General features: G+C 63.5%; 23 protein-coding genes and 1 pseudogene. 11 read left to right on the forward strand and 13 right to left on the reverse strand.

Features of this window, described 5'->3' with window-relative positions:
• Positions 1 to 94: 94 nt before the first annotated feature.
• The 5 genes from zigA to S4A8_RS16850 all read right to left on the reverse strand — a co-directional run bounded on the left by zigA (position 95) and on the right by S4A8_RS16850 (position 5,586).
• Positions 95 to 1,297, reverse strand: coding sequence for a zinc metallochaperone GTPase ZigA (zigA, locus tag S4A8_RS16830; protein ID WP_353221020.1), 1,203 nt, complete (start codon positions 1,295 to 1,297; stop codon positions 95 to 97).
• A gap of 33 nt (positions 1,298 to 1,330) precedes the next feature.
• A complete protein-coding gene (locus S4A8_RS16835) occupies positions 1,331 to 1,738 on the reverse strand; it encodes a TraR/DksA C4-type zinc finger protein (RefSeq protein ID WP_353221021.1) in 408 nt (135 codons plus the stop codon).
• A 75-nt stretch (positions 1,739 to 1,813) separates the two neighbouring features.
• Positions 1,814 to 2,620: a ZIP family metal transporter gene (locus tag S4A8_RS16840; RefSeq protein WP_353221022.1), complete on the reverse strand. Its 807-nt coding sequence runs from the start codon at positions 2,618 to 2,620 to the stop codon at positions 1,814 to 1,816.
• A 106-nt stretch (positions 2,621 to 2,726) separates the two neighbouring features.
• Complete coding sequence (locus S4A8_RS16845; protein ID WP_353221023.1) at positions 2,727 to 4,907, reverse strand: TonB-dependent receptor plug domain-containing protein; 2,181 nt, start codon at positions 4,905 to 4,907, stop codon at positions 2,727 to 2,729.
• A 76-nt stretch (positions 4,908 to 4,983) separates the two neighbouring features.
• Positions 4,984 to 5,586, reverse strand: a complete 603-nt coding sequence (locus S4A8_RS16850) for a TetR/AcrR family transcriptional regulator (RefSeq protein ID WP_353221024.1) — start codon at positions 5,584 to 5,586, stop codon at positions 4,984 to 4,986.
• A gap of 96 nt (positions 5,587 to 5,682) precedes the next feature.
• Between S4A8_RS16850 and S4A8_RS16855 the strand changes: the two genes are divergently transcribed.
• Both S4A8_RS16855 and S4A8_RS16860 read left to right on the forward strand, forming a co-directional pair.
• Positions 5,683 to 6,015: an SMR family transporter gene (locus tag S4A8_RS16855; protein ID WP_353221025.1), complete on the forward strand. Its 333-nt coding sequence runs from the start codon at positions 5,683 to 5,685 to the stop codon at positions 6,013 to 6,015.
• Entirely contained in the window at positions 6,012 to 6,326 is a 315-nt protein-coding gene (locus tag S4A8_RS16860; protein ID WP_353221026.1) for a DMT family transporter, read from the forward strand. Before S4A8_RS16855 ends, S4A8_RS16860 begins: the two co-directional genes overlap by 4 nt.
• A gap of 329 nt (positions 6,327 to 6,655) precedes the next feature.
• On the opposite strand, the gene S4A8_RS16865 is transcribed toward S4A8_RS16860, so the two are convergent.
• Both S4A8_RS16865 and S4A8_RS16870 read right to left on the reverse strand, forming a co-directional pair.
• Complete coding sequence (locus tag S4A8_RS16865) at positions 6,656 to 7,702, reverse strand: methyltransferase domain-containing protein (protein ID WP_353221027.1); 1,047 nt, start codon at positions 7,700 to 7,702, stop codon at positions 6,656 to 6,658.
• A gap of 114 nt (positions 7,703 to 7,816) precedes the next feature.
• Entirely contained in the window at positions 7,817 to 9,346 is a 1,530-nt protein-coding gene (locus S4A8_RS16870) for a methyl-accepting chemotaxis protein (RefSeq protein ID WP_353221028.1), read from the reverse strand.
• A 155-nt stretch (positions 9,347 to 9,501) separates the two neighbouring features.
• Between S4A8_RS16870 and S4A8_RS16875 the strand changes: the two genes are divergently transcribed.
• The 4 genes from S4A8_RS16875 to sat all read left to right on the forward strand — a co-directional run bounded on the left by S4A8_RS16875 (position 9,502) and on the right by sat (position 13,087).
• On the forward strand, positions 9,502 to 9,756 hold the full coding sequence (locus tag S4A8_RS16875; RefSeq protein ID WP_353221029.1) for a Trm112 family protein: 255 nt from the start codon (positions 9,502 to 9,504) through the stop codon (positions 9,754 to 9,756).
• A gap of 101 nt (positions 9,757 to 9,857) precedes the next feature.
• A complete protein-coding gene (locus S4A8_RS16880) occupies positions 9,858 to 11,204 on the forward strand; it encodes a dihydroorotase (protein ID WP_353221030.1) in 1,347 nt (448 codons plus the stop codon).
• 88 nt (positions 11,205 to 11,292) lie between these two features.
• Positions 11,293 to 11,727 carry a ferric iron uptake transcriptional regulator gene (gene fur / locus S4A8_RS16885; protein WP_293623592.1) on the forward strand — a complete coding sequence of 145 codons (435 nt, stop codon included), beginning with the start codon at positions 11,293 to 11,295 and terminating at the stop codon, positions 11,725 to 11,727.
• Between the two features lie 175 nt (positions 11,728 to 11,902).
• Positions 11,903 to 13,087 carry a sulfate adenylyltransferase gene (gene sat / locus S4A8_RS16890; protein WP_353221031.1) on the forward strand — a complete coding sequence of 395 codons (1,185 nt, stop codon included), beginning with the start codon at positions 11,903 to 11,905 and terminating at the stop codon, positions 13,085 to 13,087.
• Between the two features lie 82 nt (positions 13,088 to 13,169).
• On the opposite strand, the gene S4A8_RS16895 is transcribed toward sat, so the two are convergent.
• The 4 genes from S4A8_RS16895 to S4A8_RS16910 are packed head-to-tail and all read right to left on the reverse strand — an operon-like array spanning position 13,170 to position 15,035.
• Complete coding sequence (locus S4A8_RS16895) at positions 13,170 to 13,394, reverse strand: acetyltransferase (protein ID WP_353221032.1); 225 nt, start codon at positions 13,392 to 13,394, stop codon at positions 13,170 to 13,172.
• The gene (locus S4A8_RS16900; protein WP_353221033.1) at positions 13,391 to 13,747 is read right to left on the reverse strand and encodes a DUF488 domain-containing protein; all 357 of its coding nucleotides are present in this window, start codon (positions 13,745 to 13,747) and stop codon (positions 13,391 to 13,393) included. Before S4A8_RS16900 ends, S4A8_RS16895 begins: the two co-directional genes overlap by 4 nt.
• Positions 13,748 to 13,773: 26 nt before the next feature.
• Entirely contained in the window at positions 13,774 to 14,715 is a 942-nt protein-coding gene (locus tag S4A8_RS16905; RefSeq protein ID WP_353180756.1) for a cation diffusion facilitator family transporter, read from the reverse strand.
• 5 nt (positions 14,716 to 14,720) lie between these two features.
• A complete protein-coding gene (locus S4A8_RS16910; protein WP_353180755.1) occupies positions 14,721 to 15,035 on the reverse strand; it encodes an ArsR/SmtB family transcription factor in 315 nt (104 codons plus the stop codon).
• Between the two features lie 85 nt (positions 15,036 to 15,120).
• Here S4A8_RS16910 and S4A8_RS16915 point away from each other — a divergent pair, with 85 nt between their 5' ends.
• Complete coding sequence (locus S4A8_RS16915) at positions 15,121 to 15,822, forward strand: HAD family hydrolase (protein ID WP_353221034.1); 702 nt, start codon at positions 15,121 to 15,123, stop codon at positions 15,820 to 15,822.
• Between the two features lie 404 nt (positions 15,823 to 16,226).
• Here the strand turns inward: S4A8_RS16915 and gltX are convergent, their stop codons facing one another.
• Positions 16,227 to 17,651, reverse strand: a complete 1,425-nt coding sequence (gene gltX / locus S4A8_RS16920) for a glutamate--tRNA ligase (RefSeq protein ID WP_353221035.1) — start codon at positions 17,649 to 17,651, stop codon at positions 16,227 to 16,229.
• Positions 17,652 to 17,799: 148 nt separating this feature from the next.
• Between gltX and S4A8_RS16925 the strand changes: the two genes are divergently transcribed.
• From S4A8_RS16925 to S4A8_RS16935, 3 genes and pseudogenes are all read left to right on the forward strand, one after another.
• On the forward strand, positions 17,800 to 18,237 hold the full coding sequence (locus S4A8_RS16925) for a MarR family winged helix-turn-helix transcriptional regulator (RefSeq protein WP_353221036.1): 438 nt from the start codon (positions 17,800 to 17,802) through the stop codon (positions 18,235 to 18,237).
• A complete protein-coding gene (locus tag S4A8_RS16930; RefSeq protein ID WP_353221037.1) occupies positions 18,234 to 18,980 on the forward strand; it encodes a siderophore-interacting protein in 747 nt (248 codons plus the stop codon). Before S4A8_RS16925 ends, S4A8_RS16930 begins: the two co-directional genes overlap by 4 nt.
• Before the next feature lie 27 nt (positions 18,981 to 19,007).
• A pseudogene (locus tag S4A8_RS16935) lies at positions 19,008 to 19,471 on the forward strand (GNAT family N-acetyltransferase).
• A gap of 9 nt (positions 19,472 to 19,480) precedes the next feature.
• On the opposite strand, the gene S4A8_RS16940 reads toward S4A8_RS16935, so the two are convergent.
• Positions 19,481 to 20,356: a LysR family transcriptional regulator gene (locus S4A8_RS16940; RefSeq protein ID WP_353221038.1), complete on the reverse strand. Its 876-nt coding sequence runs from the start codon at positions 20,354 to 20,356 to the stop codon at positions 19,481 to 19,483.
• Between the two features lie 88 nt (positions 20,357 to 20,444).
• On the opposite strand from S4A8_RS16940, the gene S4A8_RS16945 reads away from it, so the two are divergent.
• Positions 20,445 to 21,191, forward strand: a complete 747-nt coding sequence (locus S4A8_RS16945; protein WP_353221039.1) for an NAD(P)H-dependent oxidoreductase — start codon at positions 20,445 to 20,447, stop codon at positions 21,189 to 21,191.
• Positions 21,192 to 21,331: the final 140 nt, after the last annotated feature.

Here is a 21,331-nt window from a genome sequence, read left to right on the forward strand (position 1 = left end):
TTCGATGGCGGATAGCCAGCGCGATAAAAAGGCCCCGGCGTCGCGAGCAAACGCGCGCCGGGACAGACGGACGACCGGTTGTTGCAGAAGGCGTTTAGTGGGCGGCGAGCTGCCAGCGCGGGAACGGGTCGTCGAACTCGCGCCACATGTCGGGCCCGCCCATGCATTCGGCCTCGGTCAGCAGACAGGCATCCAGGCGCTCGATCAGCGCGGCTTCATCCATGCCCATGCCGATGATCACGATCTCCTGGCGCCGATCGCCGTAGAGCGGGTCCCAGAGCGCTTCGACGCTGGCCCGTGCTTCGGCATCTTGAGGTGCCTGGCCCGCCCGGTCGCTGGCCCACCACAGACCGATCGCCTGGTGGGTGAGCGCGCCGCCGGCCTGGGCCATTTCGCCGACGAAATCGGGCCGCGTGGCCAGCCAGAACCAGCCCTTGCTGCGCAGCACGCCGGGCCAGTCGTCGTGGAACAGTTCGAGCAGACGCTTGGGATGAAACGGCTGGCGGCGCCGATAGACGAAGCTGCTGATGCCGTATTCCTCGGTTTCAGGCGTATGCACGCCCTGCAGCTCTCGTACCCAGCCCGCCGACATCGCCGCGCGGTCGAAGTCGAAACGCCCGGTGCCGACGATATCGCTGGTGGCGACTCGGCCGTGTTCGACCTCGATCACCTGCGCCGCCGGATTGAGCGCAGCAATCACACCACGCGCCGCGCGGCGTTGCTCCGGCGTGGCCAGATCGGTCTTGTTGAGCACGATGACATCGGCAAACTCGATCTGATCGACCAGCAGATCGACCACGCTGCGTTCGTCTTCTTCGCCCAGCGACTCGCCGCGATCGCCGATGAAGTCGGCGCTTTCATAGTCGGCCAGCAGCGCGGCGGCATCGACCACGGTGGCCATGGTATCCAGACGCGCCACGTCGGCCAGCGAAAAGCCGTCTTCGTCGCGTACCGCGAACGTGGCTGCGACCGGCATGGGCTCGGAGATGCCGGTGGATTCGATCAGCAGATAGTCGAAACGCGCTTCTCGTGCCAGCCGTGTGACTTCGGCGAGCAGATCGTCGCGCAGGGTGCAGCAGATGCAGCCGTTGGAGAATTCGACCAGCTTTTCGTCGACCCGCGACAGCGCGCCGGTATCGCGGATACGGGCGGCGTCGATATTGATCTCGCTCATGTCGTTAACGATTACGGCCACACGCAGCCCGTCGCGGTTGGCGAGTACGTGGTTGAGTACGGTGGTCTTGCCCGCGCCGAGAAAGCCCGAAAGCACGGTGACCGGCAGGCGTGTATCACGCATATCCAATCCTCTTGAAAACGTCTGGGGTAAGATTCAGCGCGCCGCGCGAAACGCGCGCTCGCGCAATTCGGCGTCGGTCTTGACGTCGGCACAGGTGGTCGCAGTGGGCCGGGCCAGCAGGCGCTCGACGCCGATCGGCTCGCCGGAGACCTCGCACCAGCCGTAATCGCCGTCGCGAATCAGCCGCAGCGCGGCGTCGATCTTGTTGCGCAGCTGGGCTTCGCGATCACGCAGGCGCAGGTCCAGCCAGCGTGTCTCCTCGGCCAGTGCACGATCGCCCGGATCGGCGAGCGAGGTATTGTCGTTGAGCCGTTCGCGAATCTCGCGTTCGCGTACGAGCACTTCTTCGCGCAGCTGCAACAGCCGCCCGCGAAAGAACTCGAGCTGGTCCGGGCTCATGTACTGGTTGGCGGGCATGGCCCGGAGTTCATCTTCTGTCATGACTTTATACGTCATAACATAACAATTAAACTATATAGAAGCTGTCAAGCATCGAGTTCGCGGCACGCAGACGGCTCAACCCAGAACGAGTTTCAGCCCGAGCATCAGCAGGATGCCGATCGCGACCGGCAGCCAGATATGCCAGCCCGGCGTGTCGGGACTGGCAGAGGCCGGCCCCTCAAGCGCGACACATTCCAGCCCCACGTGTAGAAATACCCCGGCGGCAAGCCCCTGGGCGAGCGCCCCCACCCCGACCGAGGGCGGTAGTACGCCGGTGGCCATGGCCGCGAGCGCGGCAACGATTCCCACCGCACAGGCCGGTAGCAGGATTCCGGCCAGCGCCCCGTCGTTGGCGCGCAGCCGCCGTGCGACCGCATAGCCGGCCGGAAACTTGTGGGCCACGATGACGCTGCCTACCCATAACCCCAGGCTCGGCGTCTGCGCATACAGCATACCGATCACCACGCCTGCGCCGGCCGAATGCACGGTCAGCGCCAGCAGGCTGGATTCGCCCAGCGCCCCGGGGCGCCAGGCCTGGAAGCGACAGGCGCGATGCAGGGCCAGACCGAACAACAAACCGAACGACACGCCCACGCCCGCCAGCCCCGCATCCAGGGAGACGGCCTTGGGCAACAACAGAATACAGGCGGCCGCGATCATCGCGCCGCCGGCCACCCCGTCCAGACCCTGCCAGAATGCACTCGTACCCTGCGCCCGATAGCCGAGCACGCCGCCGGCCAGCATGGCCACACAGGCAATCAGGGCGATCGAGGCGACCTTCGTATAGCCGGAAAGCGCCGCAAAGCCGACCGCGACGATAAACACCGCCGCGATCGTATAGCCAGCGCTACGCCCCGGCCGATCGACCGGAACATCCGCCACCGATCGCGTCATTGCAGGTTACGACCGCGCCCGCGATTGCGCGGACCGGCCTGGCTCGATGGGCGAGCCCGACACCTGCCTGCCCGTGTTTCAATACCCATCACGCCTAGAACGGCAGGCGCGCGGTCAGGCGCACATCGCGGCCGGGCGACAGGGCATAGCCCTTATAGGTATCCAGAAAGCCGCGATAGTCCTCGTCCAGCAGATTGTGGATGGCCATATCCAGATGCACCGTCTGGCCACCGATTTGCGGCGAAAAGCCGGCGCCGAGATCGACCAGATAGTAATCGTCGGTCGACGCCGAGCCGAACGGCGCGTTGTCGAACTGGGCAAACGGCTCGCCCGGGGCGGCATCCTTCGAGGCGTAGTAACGCACGCTCACCGAGGCCCGCGGATCGCGCAGCCAGCCCTCGCTGGCTGGCTTGAACTGGGCGCCAACGCGTACGTTATCGGCCGGCAGCAACGGCAGTTCGTCGTCGTTGTCGCGACGTTCGCCGTTGACGGTTTCCGCCGCCAGACTGAGTGTCATCCAGGCATTGACATCTTTCTCGATCGACAGCTCGGCGCCGGTGAGCACGGCATCGGCCTGGGCATTTTCGAGCACGGGCAGGCCGTTGACCGCACGCCCGGTGTCCTGCAAAAAGATGTAGTCGTCGATGGCATTGCGATACACCGTGGCCTTGGCCCGTAGCGTATCCGAGGCCCAGCGTAGCGACAGATCGGTATTCAACGAGGTTTCCTCGTCGAGATCGGCATTGCCCTGCTGAAAGGCCGCCACGCCGCCGTGCTGGCCGGCGACATACAACTCGAACAGGCTCGGCGCGCGAAAGCCGCGGCCCACATTGGCCGCCACCGACAGCTGTTGGGTCAGGCTATAAATACCACCGAGCGAACCGGTGATCACGTCATAGGTCTGTTTTTCCGCGTCGATCACGCTCTGCGACGGATTGGCCGTCTTCGAGGCCTCGCCCTCGACTTCGTGATGGTCGTAGCGCAGCCCGGCCTGAAGCAGCAGATCGCCGATGCCTTTTTCCTCGAAGGCGAAGATGGCGGCGTTGTCGACCGTACCGCCCGGCGAGAGCTGGGTGGTGCCGCGCGATACCTGATCCTTGGTGACATATTCGATACCCACGGTGCCGCCGTCCAGGCCGAGCACGGGCCCGTGCTGGCCCTCCAGACGCGCGGTGTACTGATCGAATTCGATATCGATCGCGTCGTCGAAACCGGCCGCTCGCGGCGTACCGGCCGCATTGGAGCGACGCCGATTGTTCTGCCAAACGAGTTTGGGCTTCCAGGTTATGCCACCGGCCTGCTTGTTACCGGCCAGCTCGACCTGTTCGTTATCGATGTACTGGCCGATGCCCTCTTCGCCCGCCGAGGGCGGGCGCGTGCCGGCCGGCGGCGGCAACAGGAAGTTGTGTTCGTCGTTGAAGCGGCTGTAGCGCGCAGTCCACTCGCCGCCGTCGTCGTCGCGATAGCCCAGCGCGAAATCGCCGTTGACCTGATCGAAATCGGTATAACCGAGCTTGCCGGTATAGGCCGGCGCATCGCGGTAGCGCTCGGCCGGCGGCGGCGGGAAATAGGTCGTCTCGTCGGGCGTTTCGATATCGCCCGCGCTGCGCCGAATGAGGCCCGCGGCATAACCGAAGCGGCCATTGCCGCCGGTGGCCTTGATGCCGGTATCCCACTGGTCGTTATTGGTCGAATAGCGGGTGAGCGCCTCGCCTTCGACCGGCGTATCCCAGGCGATTTCCGGCGGCAGCAGGTTGATCGCCCCACCCAGCGCGCTCGAGCCGTACAACACGCTCGAGGCCCCGCGTACGACTTCCACCCGATCGACCAGGAAGGTGTCGGTGGTCGGCATATGGCGTACGCCGAACTGCTGATGATCCACGCCCACACCATCGGACAGAATCTTGATGCGCTCGCCCGAAAGCCCACGAATAACCGGTTTGCCGACACTATTGCCGGTGCTGATCGAATCCACGCCGGCCAGATCCTCGACCGCTTCGCCCAGATTGCTGGCGCCCTTGGCTTCGATAGCGTCGGATTCGACCACATCGACATCCGCTGCCTGCGACAACGGACTGCCCGGCAGCGGCGCGCCCGTCACCGAAATCGGGCCCAGTTCCTGCTGCTCGGCGCCCTGGCCCGGCAAGGCCAGCGTGTCGACATCGCTACCGGCCGCCCACGCCGACACCGGCACGCACAGCAGCGCCAGACAGACAGCCGAACGCCGCCACGGCCGCTGTACCGCGACCGGCCCGTATTGATAGTTCCCCCGCATGACGTCCCCAACCAAATATAAAATGAAATAACATTACATTTATATCATGTGAGTAAACCCCAGCCCAAACGGTGCTTCACCCCTGCACGTGGCGTAGCCCGGCCCAGAACACCGACCAACTCGAAGCCAGACGGCGCCGATACTCGGCTTCGTCGTAAATGAAGCGCTGGCTGTAGAGGCCGTCCATCAGGCAATAGAAGGCATCGAGAAAGGCGCGCTCGCCAATATCGCGCCAACAGCCCTCGCGCTGGCCCTGGAGGTAGAGATCACGCAGGGCGCTATCGATACGGCGTTCGTTGGCGGCGTTGATGTCACGGATCTGGGCAGCGAGCGCCTCCGGCGGAAACAGTAGGCAGCGTTTGTAGAACGCGCCCTGGGACTCGGTGAAGATGAACCCGCTCAAATCCTCGACGAGCGCATGCAGCCGGGTCTTCACATCGGCTTGGGCATGCCGCGCAAGGCTTGTGTCCTGAACCACGAAGAAGGCGGCCTCGACCTGGGCCACGAGATCGAGAAACAGCGCCGCCTTGCTGTCGATATGGTTGTAGAGCGAGGGCTTGCGAATGCCCACCCCGTCAGCGATCTGCGCAAGCGTGGTGGCTTCATAGCCCTGGCGTGCAAACAGCGCGAGGGCAACTGTTTCGATACGTTCGGCGGTCGATGCGGCAGCGTCGTTCATCGCGCCCATTCTAGCGCGGCCGGGATTACCGAGCCGGCCTTGCACTCCGATTGTACTCGGCTATACTAACGACCGTTAGTTAGCGAGGAGCGAACAATGTGGAATCTGATCTGGCTGATCCTGGCGGCCGCCGCGGAAGTTGGCTGGATTTCCGGGCTCAACGCCGCGGATAGCGTGATCGACTGGCTCGCCACCGGCGCCTGCGTGATCGCCAGTTTCGGCCTGGCGCTGGTTGCCGCACGCCGGCTGGCCGCAACCACGGTCTATATCCTGTTCGTCGGCCTGGGTACGGCCGGCACCACCCTGCTCGACCATTTCGCCTTCGGCATGCATTTCGACCCGGCCGCGCTGGCCTGGCTAACGCTGCTGCTGGCGGCGGTCTGCGGGCTCAAGCTCACCGCCACATCGACCGCGAAGACCGCGTCATGAGCTGGCTGGCCCTACTCTGTGCCGGGGCTTTTGAAATCGTGGGCGTGGCCGGTTTCGAACGCCTGACCCGGCGCGTTTATCTCTCTGGTCTCGTGCTGGGCGTGGGCGGCTTCGGCCTGGGGCTAACCTGTCTGCATTACGCCATGCACAGCATTCCCATGGCCATGGCCTACGGCGTGTTCACCGGCGTGGGCGCGGTGGGCAGCACCCTGCTGGGCATCCTGTTCTGGGGCGATTCCGCCCGCCCGGCGCGGCTTGTGTGCGTATTGGCAATCGTGGTCGCAGTTATCGGGCTCAAGAGCAGTTATTGACGCTAGCGAGCTCCGGCCGGCGCGCAAGTCCGCAAATGAACGCTAAAAGCGCAAATAAGGGTTAGCGATTCGACCCGCGTCTTTTGCACGCGCCACAGAAACCGTGCCCTGTTGGCTTACGGCCTGTCGGCCTAAGCCAACCTACGCGGCTTCGGCCGACGCCCCATAAAGTCCGGAGATGGGTACCAAGGACGCAGGCTGGATTAGCGCAGCGTAATCCAACAGGGAACGCAGCCCGCGGGGCCGATTGCCAACGCTTTCAACCCCGAGGCGGGCTTTCCATGTTGGCTTACGTCCTGGCGGCCTAAGCCAATCTCCGCGGCCTCGTGCTAACAGCAGCCACCGGCCTCGGCTGGCGCGGGCACATTTTCATCGAAAGGCAGTGTCGTGCCACAGCCGGCAAAGATGCCGTAATGGGTATCGAAATTGCCGATGAACTCGAAATGCGCAGCGAAACGGCTCTCGGCGAGCATGCGCCAGGTATTGCCGCAGACGGGAAATACCCGGCCTGTTTCGATTCTGTGGTGGCCATCGAGCACGAAGGCATCCGGCATGTCGGCGAGCGTGCCGTGGTAGATCACGGCCTGACCGTAGTCCTCACAGGCCGGCTCCAGCGCATCGATATTGAATAGCCGATAGGTCGCCGAATAGAAACGAATATTGCCCAGACGTGCTTCGATGGCCGGGTTGTCGATGCCCAGGCGTCGCGATTCCACCAGACGCGGGTCGCCAAAGCCACTGGCACGGGCGAGATTTTCGAAATCGTTCCAGTAGAGCGCGCCGGCCAGACATTCGCCGTAGAGTACCGGATCGCGTGCCAGCTCGGCCGGCACGCGGCGGTCGGCATAGACATCCGAAAAATAGAATTCGCCGCCGGGTTTGAGCAACCGTTTGACGTCGGCCAGCACCTTGGCCTTGTCGGTACTCAGGTTGATCACGCAGTTCGAGATCACGATATCGAAGCTCGCCGGCGCCAGGTCGAGTTCGTCGAGCGCCTCGATATAGCCCTTGAGAAAACGCACATTGGAGCGCTCGAAGCCGAAGGCCTGACGATGGTAGTCCTGATGGCGGCGGGCGACTTCCAGCTGTTCGTCGGTCATGTCGACGCCCACGACTTCACCCGTTTCGCCCACCAGGGCGGACAGCAGATAGACATCACGCCCGCTGCCACTGCCGAGATCGAGAATACGCATGCCCTCAAGCGCGGCCGGTGCCACCAGACCACAGCCGTAGTAGCGGCTGACCACTTCGTCGTGGAGCTTGGCCAATACCGGCTTTAGATGCGCCGGCGGGGCCTGATCGCAGCAGGCCGTGGTGGCCAGATCCTGACTGCCGGTGAGCTGACGGCCGTAGTAGTCCTTGACCTCGTCACGCATGATCACTCGTGTGCAGAACAACAGGCGACACAGCATATATTAATCCGGTGCCCAGACAGCTGACCTTGTCCGCTGTTTTCAAACGCGTCGCGACGTTTTGCCGCAGCGCCCGGCTCAGGTCGGCAAGACGCCGCGGCGTACGGACTCGGTCACCGATTCCTTGGGCGGACGCTGACGATGGCGGCGTTCGCGTCGCCCGCCGGGCCCGGGTGTATCGTCGTCGGGAATACGAAAATAACCGATCGCCTCGCCCAGCAGATCGGCTTCGCGATTCAGGCGATCAGCAACCTCGCGCGTGGTTTCGATGGATTGCGCCGAGGCGGCCATTGCCTGCTGCATGGCGCGAATGCCCTCGTCGAGCACATCGAGTCCGACCTGTTGGCCCCCGCTCGAGGCGCTGATTTCATGCATGCGCTGCTGGATCTGTTCGAACACGTCGACCACAGCCTGCATACGTTCGGCGGCGCGCTCGACATCGTCGACCCCGGTTTCGACATGGCCGAGCGAATGCTCGACGCGTTCGCGGATCGCGCGTGCCACATCGCTGCTGCGCTGGGAGAGCGTGCGCACCTCGCCAGCCACCACCGCGAAACCGCGCCCCTGCTCGCCCACGCGGGCCGCTTCCACCGACGCATTGAGCGCGAGCAGGTTGGTCTGTCGGCTGATCGCATCGAGTTCGCCGAGCAGCCGGGCGATATCGCGCGCGCTTTCGTCGACCCGGGCCATCGTATCGTCCAGGCGCTGTACGCTCTGGGCACTCTGATCGAGCGCGCCGCCCACATTCGTGGCCAGTTCCCGGGTCTGCTCGGCCTGGCCGGTGCTTTCACGGCTGGCGCTGGCCAGCGTTTGGGTGCTCTTGGTCATGCGCTCGATATGCACGCCGCTGCGCTCGGCCTGAAGCCGAAGCTTTTGTTGTGCCTGCGTGGCATCGCCGCTGAGCCGGCGTACTGCATCCGCGGCCTTGCCGGCCGTGGCCAGGCGTTGCGAAAACCGCGCCTGCAGACGCGCGACCGCCGCGATCGCCGGACGTTGCAGGCGCGCCGCTGTAAACGCCTGGGTGAGCGTGCCGCGTTCGGCGACTTCGGCGAACACCTGGATATCGCACAGATCCCGAATGGCCCGCCCCGACAGCCGCGTCAGATACACGAGCACACCGGCATAGGCCAGCAGCACACTCACGTGCATCGCCAGCCGGCGCACCAAGGCCGCCGTATCGCCCGGCTCGGCATAGAACGTGACCAGACCGCGTGATTGCAGATAAGCAAACAGGCACGCATGCAGGATCGCCATGGCGGTTGCCGCGACGATGACACGCCAGTCGGCATAGGCGACCAGGGCCAGCAGCCCGATGAAAATTCCCAGATGCGCTTCGACCATGCCGCCGGTCTGTTCGACCAGCAATGCCGCGAGCACGACGAACTGCAGCGCGAGCATGAACGCGCTCGCCCGCGTGCCGGGGGCGACAGAGACGACCAGCAGGCTCAACGCTGCGCTCGGCACGATCACGGCCAGCGCGAGCAGCAGGCTGGCCGTGACCAGCCCCACGCCGACACACAGCAGAATGAACCCGAGCGCGATCCAGACCATATGCAGGTGGATGCGCTGTCGATAGACACTCATGAGGGAGTCGGTCGCGTCTTGCATGCCATTCTCTTCGCGCGCCGAGCGCATGTTTGCGTTCGTTTACGCCTTATATCCTGACAGCGGATAGCGGCCGCGGGCCGCGATTCTTGAATAGCGCGCGACCGGCGACCCGGCGATGCTAGAATCGCCGGCCTGGATCCCAACGAGTGGCCTTCGTGGACAAGAAACTGCTGGATATTCTGGTGTGCCCGGTATCGGGCGCGGCGGTCACGCTGGCCGATCAGGACACGCTCACCCGGCTGAACGCGCGGGTCGAGTCCGGCCAGGCACGCTATGCCGACGACAGCCCGGTCGACGCCCCGCTCGAGGCCGCGCTGGTCACCGCCGACCGGCATACCGCCTATCGCGTAGACGACGGCATTCCGGTGATGCTGCCCGAGCGCGGCATCGACTTGTCGAGCCACGCCTGAAGACAATCCCGGCTGCCACGGCCCGGCATAGCCGAGACCGTGGACTCGTACGAAACGTTCACAGGTCATAAACTGGGGCAAATTCCTACCTGCCTCGCCGCATGACCGATTATCTGATTGCGAACGCCTGTCTCGTTAACGAAGGCCAGCGCAGCGAAGCCGATGTGCTGATTCGCGACGGGCGTATCGAAAAGATCGCCCCCCATATCGCTGCCCCGTCCGATGTCGAAGTCATCGATGCCCGGGGGCACTACCTGTTGCCCGGCATGATCGACGACCAGGTGCATTTTCGTGAGCCAGGCCTGACCGACAAGGCCGATCTGGCCAGCGAATCGGCCGCGGCGGTGGCCGGTGGCATCACCAGCTTCATGGACATGCCCAACGTCAAGCCGCCGACCGTCGACCACGACGCGATGGTGGCCAAGCATGCGCTGGCGAAAGGCCGCTGCACGGCGAATTACGGTTTCCACTTCGGTGCCACCAACGACAACATCGAAGAAATCAAGAAGCTCGACACGCGCCTGTCCGCCGGCGTGAAAATCTTCATGGGCGCCTCCACAGGACGCATGCTCGTCGATGACGACACCGCGCTCGAACAGATCTTCGAGCATTCGCCGCTGACCATCCTCACCCACTGTGAGGACACGCCGATGATCGAGGCCAACGCACAACGCGCGCGCGATCTCTACGGCGAGGACGTGCCCATGAGCGAGCATCCGGTGATTCGCTCGCGCGAGGCCTGCTATGCCTCATCGTCGAAGGCAATCGATCTGGCCCGGCGCCACGGCGCACGGCTGCATATCCTGCATATCACCACCGCCGACGAACTGGATCTGTTCGAAACCGGGCCGATGGCGAACAAGCAGATCACCGCCGAGGCCTGTACCCATCATCTGTTTTTCGAGGACAGCGATTACGCCGCCCGCGGCACGCTGATCAAGTGCAACCCGGCGATCAAGACCCATGCCGACCGGATGGCGCTGTTGAAAGCAGTGGCCGACGACCGCATCGATGTATTGGCCACGGATCACGCACCGCATCAACTCTCGGAAAAGAATCAGCCCTATTTCGCCGCGCCCGCCGGCCTGCCACTGGTCCAGCATGCGATGCCGTCGCTGCTCGACCAGGTCAGCGCCGGGCACTTCAGCCTGGAACAGCTGGTGACCAAGAGCGCGCATAATGTTGCCGATCGCTTCGATATCGAAGAGCGCGGCTATATTCGCGAAGGCTACTGGGCCGATCTGGTGCTGGTGGACATGACCGGTCAGACCGTGGTCGACCGGGAACCGATTCTGGCCAAGTGCGGCTGGTCGCCGTTTGCCGGCCATACGTTTGAAAGCCGCATCATGAGCACTTTCGTGTCTGGCCAATTGGCCTATCATGAAGGTAAACTTAGCCGAGGCTGTATCGGCCGAGCGCTGACCTACGATCGCGATCATACGCGTTAGGACGGCGCCACGACCGGGCTGAAGCATTCAGCGCCCGGACGGTCCCGATCGACACGGGCCGTTCTGCGATTCATCGAGGTGCCGACGCATGGAAACCAGCGATCTGCGCAAAGCCGGACTCAAGGCGACACTGCCGCGCCTGAAAATCCTGGAAGTGCTGCAAAACAACCGGGAAGATCATCTCTCGGCCGAGGATGTCTATCGCCGCCTCATGGCGGAGGACGAAGATATCGGCTTGGCCACGATCTATCGCGTGCTCTCCCAGTTCGAGGACGCCGGCCTGGTGATTCGCCACCATTTCGAGGACGGCCATGCCCTGTTCGAGCTGGAACAGGGCCCGCACGATCACCTCATCTGCGTGAAGTGCGGCAAGATCGAGGAATTCTTCGATACCGAGATCCAGCAGCGCCAGCGCGACGTGGCCCAGAAGTCCGGTTTCGACCTGTCCAAGCACACGCTCGTGCTCTACGGCGAGTGTCGCGCGGACAACTGCGAAAACGATACCAGCAAGAAAAGCTCGTAAAGCGCTGTCCCGCCCGTTACGGGCAGGCATTGCGCGATCCCCACGCGCAATACGTTAGAATCCGCAAAATTCTAAAACCGAGCGCCACAGTCCAGCCCGGCCGTGGCAGCTCGCGCGAGCGCCGATGGCGCCGCGCGATTCGTTTTTGCCATTCGACAATCCAAGGCGCGACGACATGATCAAACCGCACGGTTCCGATACGCTCAATCCGCTGTATGTGGCCGACGAGGCCGACCGCGAGCAACTGATACAGGAAGCCCGCGAGCTGCCGGCGATTACGGTGAGTTCCGCGGCCGCCGCCAACGCCGTGATGCTGGGTGCCGGCTATTTCAATCCGCTGACCGGCTTCATGAGCAAGGCCGATGCGTTGTCGGTCGGCGAAAACCTGCGCACCGCCGATGGCCTTTTCTGGCCGGTGCCGGTGCTCAACCTGGTCGACGATATCGAGCCGATCAAGGGTGCGGCCCGTATCGCCCTGCGCGACCCAAACGTCCAAGGCAACCCGGTGATCGCGGTGCAGGACATCGAGGGCGTCGACGAATTCAGCGACGACGAGCTGAACACGCTGCTCGAGCAGATCTTCACCACCACCGACGAAGAACACCCCGGCGTGGCCACCTTCAAATCGCTTGGCCGCCATGTCGTGCACGGGCCAATTCAGGTGCTGAACTTCAGCTATTTCGAGAAGGATTTCCCCGATACCTTCCGTACCGCGCAGTCGATTCGCGACGAGTTCGCCGAACGCGGCTGGGAAAAGGTCGTGGCCTTCCAGACCCGCAACCCCATGCACCGCGCGCATGAAGAACTCTGCAAGATGGCCATGGAAGCCACCGGCGCCGACGGCATTCTCGTGCACATGCTGCTGGGCAAGCTCAAGCCCGGCGATATTCCGGCCAACGTGCGTGATGCCGCCATCCGTACGATGGTGGACCACTATTTCCCCAAGAACACGGTGATGATCACCGGCTACGGCTTCGACATGCTTTATGCCGGCCCGCGTGAAGCCGTGCTGCATGCCGTGTTCCGCCAGAACGCCGGCTGCTCCTATCTCATTGTCGGCCGTGACCATGCCGGCGTGGGCGACTTTTACGGCCCCTTCGATGCCCAGACCATCTTCGAGGAGCGCGTGCCCGACGATGCCCTGGAGATCGAGATCTTCGCGGCCGATCACACCGCCTTTTCGAAGAAACTCGGCAAGGTCGTGATGATGCGCGACGTACCCGATCACACCAAGGACGACTTCGTGCTGCTCTCGGGCACCAAGGTGCGCGAAATGCTCGGCAACGGCATCGCCCCGCCGGAAGAATTCTCGCGTCCGGAAGTCGCCGAGATTCTGATGCAGTACTACCAGAGCAAATAGCTCGCCCGACGCTCGCGCGTAGTTCCAAAGCCCGGGTGCGCAGGACGCCGCCCGGGCTTTTTCATGCTCGCCCGCGGCGCGGCTATGCGCCTGGGCTATCCCCTTGCCGGGTATTTTCGGCCGCCGAGGCGTCGCCGTGGTTTAGGATCTCGGCCATATCGAGACGGCGTATCGCGCTAATCGCCATCTCCAGCGCCCCTTCCCCGCAGAGACCGGCGATAGCGGCCTCCTCGTAGCCGGCGAGCGCGGCTTCGATACAGGCCGCGCGTACGCGTTCGGCCTCGTTCATGCCGGCCGTGTCGCTCATGCGGCGTCTTCCAGCCAGTCCTTGAGCACGACGGCGTGGTTGCATTCGGTATCGCGGGCGGCAAAAAGCAGCGTTACCTGGTCTTGCCGGGCCACGATTTCGCGCAGGGCGTCGAGATCCTCATTGTCGGAGCCATCCAGCTCGGCGCGATAGCGCTCGCGAAATGTCTCCCAGCGATCGCGATCGTGGCCGAACCAGCGCCGCAGATCGCGCGACGGCGCCACCGACTTGTACCAGTCGTCCAGTTCCACATCGGCTTTCTTGACGCCGCGCGGCCACATGCCGTCCACCAGAACGCGGCGTCCGTCGTTCTCGGATACCGAGTCGTAGATACGCTTGAGTTGTATCGACATGGCCGACCCCTGCCCGTTGTCTGCCCTTACGTGGCCACGCCGCAATCCGAATCCATTGCACAGGCCATCGCGGTCTGGCGGTCTTCCGGCTGCAGCGTGGTATGGGTGATGGAAAATCGCTCGGCGAGCAGTGTCTGCAGCCGCGGCAGGATGGCCTGCCAGTCGCTCATGCGACTGATCTCGATATGCGCGGCCAGCGCGCGCTGGCTCGAGGACAGGCTCCAGATATGCAGGTCGTGCACCGAGTGCACGCCTTCGACGCCCGCCAGTTCATCGCTCACACGCGCAGCATCCAGCCCCTTGGGCACGCCTTCCATGAGTACATGCACCACGTCCTTGAGCAGCCGCCACGCCGAAACCAGAATCAGCGCGCTCACGCCTAGTGACAACAGCGGATCGATGGGCATCCAGCCGGTGAGCAGGATCACCGCACCCGCCACGATCGCGGCTACCGAACCCAACAGGTCGCCGATTACGTGAATCAGTGCGCCGCGCACGTTCATGGTCTGTTCGCCGCGCATGAGAATCGCGGCCACGACGATATTCATCACCAGACCGATGCCGGCAATGATCATCACCGGCATGCCGGCCACGTCTCGCGGCTCGGCAAAGCGCTGGATCGCGGAAACGGCGATCGCGACGACCACGGCGATCATCAGCACGGCATTGATCAACGCACCCAGCACCTCGGCACGCTGCAGGCCGAAGGAATGCACCTTGGAAGCCGGGCGCTTGGCCATCCAGGCCGCCAGCGCGCCGATCGCCAGCGACGAGCTGTCGGTGAACATGTGCCCGGCATCCGACATCAATGCCAGCGAGTCCGCCCACCAGCCGCCAACCGCCTCGACGAAGGCAAAGGCCAGCGTCAGACACAACGAGAACAGCAGCACGCGGCCGCTGCCGCCGTGATGATGATGCCCGCCCAGACCGTGATCATGGTCGTGGTCGTGATCGTGTGCATGGCTCATGGCGTCTACGCCTCGTCGCTGTGCCGGACCATATCTCGCAGCACACGCTGTACATGCGCGTCGGCGGCGACATAGAAGACCTGTTTGCCGCGCCGTTCGGCGCGTAGCAGGCGTGCCGAGCGCAGCAGGCGCAGATGATGGCTGGCCAGCGACATGGAAATATCGATATCGGCCGCCAGCGTCTGCACGCTCTGCGGCTCTTCGAGGCAGGCATAGACCAGCGACAGGCGATTGGGCTCGCCCAGCAGGCGAAACATTTCGGCCAGGCGCGAGGTCTGGCCGGTGCTCAGCACCTGCAGTTCTAGATAGGTAGTGGACATGCGGACCTCGACAATTGAACAAGCATTGTAGCGAGCGCGTGGCTGTTATGGTATTTCCCTTGATACGAATCCGGTCACCCGCGCGTTGCGATATCGGCTGCTCAGTTTCGACGGCGACATGACGCTCTGGGATTTCGACACCGGCATGCGCACGGCGCTGGAACGGGTGCGCGGGCTGCTCATCGACCGGCGCCCGCATCTGGCCGCGACACTCGTCAATATCGCGCCGATGATGGCGATACGCGATCGCATCCTCGCCGCTGAAGGCGCCTCGGGCCTGTCGTTTGCCGAGATTCGCCGGCGTGCATTTCAGGCGCTGCTCGCCGAACACGATCGGCGCGATGACCGGCTGGCCGATCAACTCTATACGGCTTATCTGCAATACCGGCTGGGTTCGACGCCCTTGTATGCCGACACCGCCCCGTTTTTCGCCGGTCTTGATCCGGGTCCGCGCCTCGCGCTGCTTTCCAACGGCAATACCCATCCACAGCGGCTGGGGATCGCCGATTACTTCGACGTAATCGCGTTTGCCGACGACACCCACCGTCCCAAACCGGCAGCCGACATGTTCTCGTACGCGCTCACGCATACCGGCTGCGGCCCGACAGAAATGATCCATATCGGCGACGGGCTGGACACCGATATCGCCGGCGCCAACGCGATCGGCGCGACGTCGGTCTGGCTCAACCGCGAAGGTACGGAGAATGACACGGCGATCGTGCCCGATTACACGATCACGAGCCTGGCCGAATTGAACGCCCTGCTTTACCGGCATCGCCGTGTGTAGATTTCGGTGTTCGCCGGCGCGATGGCTTCGTTCTTCAAGCGCAACCGCAGATTTCGCAGATTACACAGATGAAAAAGCGCTCGGCCCATGCGTCGGACAGCAACGAACGGCCGCGCCTTCCTGTCTTTGATCTGTGCGATCTGCGGAGCACCGCTAATGCCGCCGATGCTGCAGCGCCAATACAGTCGATGTCCCAACGCGGCCCAAGTCAATGAATCGGCATGACCGGCGGATAAATGACTTCTTGATGCGTTATAAACTCAGCTAGCTGTGCGCACGCAAGCAGGTTTACCCGCCCCTAACCGCGAACGACAGATCGCTCGAGGGGCGAAGTGGCCTGATGTTCACCCCGTAGGCTGAACTTTGTACATAATCAAGTCCGTTGATGTGCCCGGTATATAACCCTATCCCTCGGCAAACGCGGCCACCGCCGCATCCAGGCGTGCCAGCGTTTCATCGCGACCCAGCAGAACGAGTGTGTCGTCGATCGACGGCGACACCGGCCCGCCGGTCACCGCGATACGAATGGGCTGGGCGACCTTGCCCATGCCGACCTCGTTGTCGGCCGCGACCTGCTTGACCACCGCACTCGCGGCGTCGCCGTTCCAGTCGTCCAGTTTCGCGAGTCCGTCGCGTACCTGGGCGAGCAGATCGGGCGTGGCGGTCTTGATATGTTTCTTGACCGCCTTGGGCTCGTATTCAGCCACCGGCTGGAACACGAACAGGCTCTGCTCGGCCATTTCCAGCACCGTCTTGCACCGGCCTTTCTGGATCGCGGCGATTTCGGCCAGCCGGGTATCGTCCACGCCCTCGATGCCCAGCCGTGCCAGATGCCAGCGCAGCTCGCCCACCAGCGCCTCGGGCGCGGCCATCTTCAGGTGTTCCTGATTCACCCATAGCAGCTTGTCCGGGTCGAAGGTGGAGGCCCCGCCCTGGACATGCTCGATATCGAAATGCTCGAGCATCTGTTCGCGGGTGAAGATTTCCTGGTCGCCATGCGCCCAGCCCAGGCGCACCAGATAGTTCAGCAGCGCGCCCGGCAGGAATCCTTCTTCGCGATAATGCATCACGCCCACCGCGCCATGGCGCTTGGACAGGCGCTTGCCGTCGGCGCCCAGAATCATGGGCACATGGGCATAGACCGGCAGCTCGGCAAAGTCGCCGATCAACGCTTTCAGGATGTTGATCTGGCGCGGTGTGTTGTTCACATGATCGTCGCCACGAATGATATGGGTAATGCCCATATCCATATCGTCGACCACCACACAGAAGTTGTAGGTGGGCGTGCCGTCGGCACGGGCAATCACCAGATCGTCCAGCTCGGTGTTGGAGATGGTGATATCGCCCTTGACGATGTCGTGGATGACGGTCTGACCATCCAGCGGCGTGGCAAAACGGATGACCGGGTCCACGCCTGCGGGCGGCTCCGGCAATGTCTTGCCCGGCATCGGCCGCCAGGTGCCGTCGTATTTCGGCTTTTCGCCCTTGGCACGCGCGGCCTCACGCATGGCTTCGACTTCCTCGGCGCTCGAATAGCAGCGATAGGCCTTGCCTTCGGCGAGCAACCAATCGATGACTTCGGCATAGCGGTCGAAGCGCTTGGTCTGGTAGTAAATCTCGCCATCGTGCTCGAGATCGAGCCATGCCATGGCATCCAGAATCGCCTGCACGGCCTCGTCGGTGGAGCGCTCGCGGTCGGTATCCTCGATACGCAACACGAAGCGCCCACCGCTGGCTTTTGCATGTAGCCAGGAATACAGCGCGGTGCGTGCGCCCCCGATATGCAGATAACCGGTCGGCGACGGCGCGAAACGGGTAGTGATCGTCATGACAAAAGGCCGGGCAGGGAATGACAGGCGGCGTAGTTTAACAACCCGCCAGATTACGGGTGGTCTGATTACGGACCGGGCAGCGCATTAGTTGACAACGTCAACCAATGCACAAATAATTAGTTGCCTTGGTCAACTAACTGCCGCCATGCATTCACCGATCGGCGAAACCCTGCATCAGCTGCTGCACGCCTATAAACGCGCGATGCGCGATGGCTACGCGACAGCGGGCATCGAGTTGAGCGTCGCCCAGATCCGCATGATCAAAGGCATTGCCAGCCACCCCGGCACATCTGCCCAGGACATCTCTGCGCGCGCACGCCAGGACAAGGGCCATATCGCCCGCCTGATCAAGGATCTCGAAAGCGAAGGCCTGCTCACGCGCTACCCGCATCCCCAGGACAGCCGCTATCGACAACTGGAACTCACCCCAGCCGGCTCCACCATGGCCGAGCGTATTCGCACGGTCGAAGCCGAGGCCGGCGCCCGCATGGCCCGCGCACTGCCCGAGACCGATATCAAGCGCTTCGTCGAACTCGCGGAAGCGATGATCGTCAATCTCGAAACCCACGAGAACCCGCAATGAACCGAAAAGCCCCGCCCCGTAATTTCACCGTGCTCGACAAGAACGAAATCACGCCCAACATGTGGCGCATCACGCTGGGCGGCGAAGGCATGATCGACTTCCCGGCCGACCAGCCGAGCGCCTATGTGAAGCTACAGCTCCCGCACCCGGAGCGTGAAAGGCCCTTGCTGCGTACGTACACCATTCGTGCCCAGCGCCCGGATGCCGTGGATATCGATTTCGTCCGCCACAGCGACGATGGCCCGGCTGCCCGCTGGGCAGAAACCGCCCAGCCCGGCGACCACATCGCGATCGCCGGCCCCGGTCCCAGAAAACGTGTCGATGCCAGCGCCGACTGGGTGCTGCTCATCGGCGACATGACCGCCCTGCCGGCCATCAGCGCCAACCTGGAACAGCTGCCGGCCGACACCCGCGGCCATGCGGTGATCGAAGTGCTCGACGAACGCGATATCCAGCCTTTGGCCGCGCCACAGCCCGTGCAACTGCATTGGGTGATCAATCCACACCCCGGCGAGAACAGCGACGCCCTCCTCGATGCGGTCTGTGCACTTGACTGGCTCGCAGGCCGCGCCGCGATATGGTGCGCCTGCGAATTCCAGGTCATGCGCCGCCTGCGCACCTACCTCAAGCAAGAGCGCAAGGTCGCGCGCGAGGACATGTATATCTCCAGCTACTGGCAGCACGGCGCGAACGAAGAAAGCCACAAACAGGCCAAGAGCGCCGATGCCGAGCGCGCCGGCTGACCGCGTTCAACAACACCGGGAGTGACCATGTCCGAACTCGTTTTTCGTACTGCACGGGCCGCAGATCTCGACGCCCTCGTGCAGCTGCTGGCCGACGATGCCCTGGGCGCGACACGCGAGTGCCCTTCCAACCCGTTGCCGACAAGTTACAAACAGGCGTTCGCAGCGATCGATGCCGACGCCAACAACGAACTCATCGTCGCCGAGCAGGACGGCGAGATCGCGGGCATGCTGCAGCTAACCTATATCCCCTATCTCACCTATCAAGGTAGTTGGCGCGCGCTGGCGAAGGCGTACGCATCGCCGGTAGTCGACGCGGCCAGGGCCTCGGCCGCAAGCTGTTCGAATGGGCGATCGAGCGCGCAGAAGAACACGGCTGCCGACTCATCCAGCTCACCACCGACAAACAACGCCCCGATGCCCTGCGCTTCTATGAAAGTCTGGGTTTCGTTGCATCCCACGAAGGGCTTAAACGCACGCTCGGCAACTGAATCGGCGGCCTATCCACCCGCCAGTCGCGAACACACATCCGGGCTGGCGAACGCGTCGATGAGTGCATCTCTAAGTGCACGAACGCGTGCCGTGCGTCGCATGTCCGGATGCACAAGCAGCCAGGCTGGCGTGGCCAATTCCGGTATGGGCGTGCCAACGCGCAGCAGTTGCGTATCGGTATCGGCGAGATAACAAGGCAGCAGCGCATCGCCCAGGCCATCGGCGGCCGCACGCTGTATGGCAAGCATGCTGTCGACCTGCAAGGCGATGTCGTCTTCATCGACATGGGCCGCCATCCATCGATGCAGGGCCGCAAACGATACGGCTTCGCTCAACCCGACCCAGGCGTTGGGCGGCGGCCGATGCTGCGCGCAGCGATAGCGCGCGATCGCAATCTCGCCAAGCCGCTGGGCAATCAACGGATCCGGCGGCGCGTCGCCGGCACGAATCGCCAGATCGGCATCGCGGCGTGCCAGATCGAGGGGCGCGTTGGACAAACGCACATCCAGACGAATAGCCGGGAAACGTTGACGAAACGCTGCCAATACGGGCGAAACAAGGCCGTGCAGCAGCGTATCCGTGGTGGTCAGGCGTACCGTGCCGGCGGCCTGAAAATCACGCCCGGCCATACGACGCGCGACATCCACCACCGCGCCGTCCATATCGTCGGCTACGGCCACCCATTCAGCACCGGCGGCGGTCGGTACATGACGACCACGATCACGCTCGAACAGCCGGGTGCCCAGTGCGCGTTCGCAGGCGATTAGTCGCCGATAGACCGTGGCGTGATGCAGGCCCAGCGTCCGGGCCGCACCGGCCAGCGTCCCGGCCCGTTCAATGGCCAGCACCAGACGCAGATCGTCCCAGGCGATATCTTCTTGCATAAACGCAAACCTATTCCTCGTTTCTGTCTATTTCGCGACGGTATCGCAAACCACAAACTGCGCGCCTGGTTTTCTAAAGGCCCGCGCCATGCACGCCCATATCGTATTCGCCCATCCCGAACCCGCCTCCTTCAACGGCGCGCTCGCCGATACCGCCGAGCGAACACTTGCCAACAAGGGGCATACCGTCACTCGTTCGGACCTCTACGGCGAGGGTTTCGACCCGGTCGAGGGCCCGGCCCGCTACGACACACGGGCCGACACGGCCTATTTCTCGGCACTGACCGAACAACGCCATGCCGGCAACCAGCAACGCCGTGCGGCGGACATCCAACGCGAAATCGATCGTCTGCACGCGGCCGATCTGGTCATCCTGCAATTCCCGCTGTGGTGGCATGCCCAACCGGCCATCCTCAAGGGCTGGTTCGACCGCGTGTTCGTCTATGGCGCGCTCTATACCGGGCGCATGCGCTACGACGAAGGCGTTTTTCGCGGCAAGCGGGCCATCCTGTCAGTCACCACCGGCGGCCCGGCCCGGACGTTTTCGCCGTACGGGCGTGGCGGGCCGATCGAGCGCCTGCTCTGGCCGATGCACTACTCGCTGCACTACATGGGTTTCGATGTATTGGCGCCGTTCGTCGCCCACGGTATTCAGGGCGGCGGGATCGCGTATCAGGATCGCGACGGCTTCGACGCCCATCTGCAGGACTGCCGGCAACGCTGGACCGAGCGTCTGCAACGCTTTGCTACCGATCGGCCGATTCCGTTCACCGGCTGGGCGGACTGGAATGACGGCGTGCTCGCCGACGATCATCCCCAGCGCTGGCTTGGCTGAGACAGGCAAAGACGCCCCGGCGCTCGCGCATCTGATTTATATCAAAGATCGCCGGCCGGGGCCGTGTTTCGATAAGCGCGTGTAGCTTTTACGCGCGCCGGGATGATTCGATTGAACGCGGGCGCGCCCTCGACTTCTCC

Source organism: Salinisphaera sp. S4-8, from assembly GCF_040361235.1.
Lineage (GTDB): Bacteria > Pseudomonadota > Gammaproteobacteria > Nevskiales > Salinisphaeraceae > Salinisphaera.